Source organism: Bartonella sp. TT119HLJHH, assembly GCF_042193385.1.
GTDB lineage: Bacteria > Pseudomonadota > Alphaproteobacteria > Rhizobiales > Rhizobiaceae > Bartonella.
Genome location: NZ_JBHILS010000074.1, coordinates 1 through 1,814, shown reverse-complemented (window position 1 = coordinate 1,814; position 1,814 = coordinate 1). Strand labels below are relative to the sequence as shown.

At 41.7% G+C, this 1,814-nt stretch carries 1 protein-coding gene and 1 pseudogene; both read left to right on the top strand.

What is annotated here, in order from left to right:
- Window positions 1-1,307 (top strand): annotated as a pseudogene (locus ACFIJL_RS09240) (filamentous hemagglutinin); the annotation flags it as partial.
- Window positions 1,304-1,717 (top strand): hypothetical protein, encoded by a 414-nt coding sequence (locus ACFIJL_RS09235; RefSeq protein ID WP_375624393.1) that lies wholly within the window; start codon window positions 1,304-1,306, stop codon window positions 1,715-1,717. The pseudogene ACFIJL_RS09240 and the gene ACFIJL_RS09235, both read left to right, overlap by 4 nt.
- Window positions 1,718-1,814: the final 97 nt, after the last annotated feature.

Sequence of the window (1,814 nt, the reverse complement as noted above, 5' to 3'; positions counted from 1 at the left end):
GCATCATTGCCAGCACCGCGCCGGCAGATAAAAACAGCCTGACCACTGGAAGCATTAGCACCAGTGATATCAACAACAGTGCCCATGCTAAAGCCAGCAGCCATGGGTTTAGCCTTTCTGGGAATGATACGATAAAGAACATTGCCAAGAATGTTTTAAATCACGGCAAAGCCAAGGATGCAGCAGAAGGGGAAACCAAATCTGCTATCAGCGATGGGACTATCATTCTTACTGATACAACTGGACAGAGGGCGATGGGGCAAGATGCTGGACAAATCATTGGCTCTCTCAACCGCAACACCGCTACAGCCCACCAAGCCGTTGCACCGGTGGACGCCACATCGCTTGAGGGGATCGTTCATAATCGCGTAGATATGATCAATGATTTATCGGATGAAGGATTGGGATACTGGGACAAAGTGCGCGAAGTCGCAAATGTTAAAGAGCATCCAGTAGGTGAGATTGCGCATGATGAAAATGGCAAAGTACTCTATTTAACCGATGAAAATGGAGAACCTATAAAAGACAGCGATGGAGAATATATTACTCTGTATCACTTTTTAAATGCTGAAGATGAGCAGTATTTACAAGCTGGCTCTGATGGCAACAGGCGTATGTTCTATAATGGTATTTTTAACACACCAGATGAAGCAGCGCGTAATGCGGTTCAGTTAGCTGATAATGAGCATGAACCCCTTTATTTTACATACCACCCACAAGCTAAAGACAGGCTCGTAGAGATCGGAGTAGCGATTTATGAGTATTTTGGGAAATGGAGTAATTCGACCAAGAAGTTACAAGATTTTGTCTATCGTTATGGTAATACAGGGGCGATTGTTAGTGCGCATAGCCGTGGTAGCTTGACAGTGGGCAATGGAATGCGTGACTTTGAACAGCATGGCATTCACGGTATAGCAGAAAAAACAGATATCTATCTTTTTGGACCAGCTGATAACTCTCAATCAATAGCGAATGCACTCTATTATGTGAGTGATGGTAAAAAAGATCATATTTATTTACAAAACCATATATTCGATCCCATTGGTACAGGAATTGGTCACAATCTACCTACTTTTTATAAGGCACCCTTAAGGTTCCCTTATGCAATATTTCCACCAGCAACTCCAATGATAGAGCAAATGCGAGCGTTACGCGGCTTTAAATCTAGTACCCATAGGTGTTATGGTAATGCGGGTGATGCGTGTGAACGTGATTATGGAACACATCATAATGATAATACAAAAATTTATGCACCTCATGCAATTTTGGATAATTTAGGTTTAGGTTATTTATGGAGAAAAAAATGAATACACTGTTTAAATTATTGAGTGGGATAGTTTTATTAAGTATAGCTGGATGTGACATTGAAAACATTGACAAACCTGCTCCAGGGTACGTGAATATGTGGGAGAAGCCAGGAGCAGATTCTACTGAGGTAGGAAAAGCCTTATTAGAATGTGGAATGCCGAGTCTTATCGATCCTGATTCAGAAAATAGAGAGAGAAGCAACAATGCAAAAGCAACAACTTATGCTTGTATGATTCAAGCAGGATTCCACTATAAAGATAAATGGGGAGGAACTTGGTGTCAAAACTATAAAGCCGAAAACTTGCCCATTTGTCAGCCTGGTGCTGTCATCCCGAAGAGAAGTGTCGAAAAGCGCTTAAACAGCCCGTTTTGTAAAAGGTATAAAAATGCATCTGAATGCAAGCCTTAAGTGATGATCAACAATCCCCTATCCTTGCCTTTGCTTGGAACGGCGGGATTGTTTCCTCACGCACATTATTTAACGGATGAAGAACAACAGAATTTAC

What these genes read in the sequence shown, in the direction of transcription:
- ACFIJL_RS09235 (WP_375624393.1), top strand. Translation starts at nt 1,304, where the DNA reads ATGAATACACTGTTTAAATTATTGAGTGGGATAGTTTTATTAAGTATA.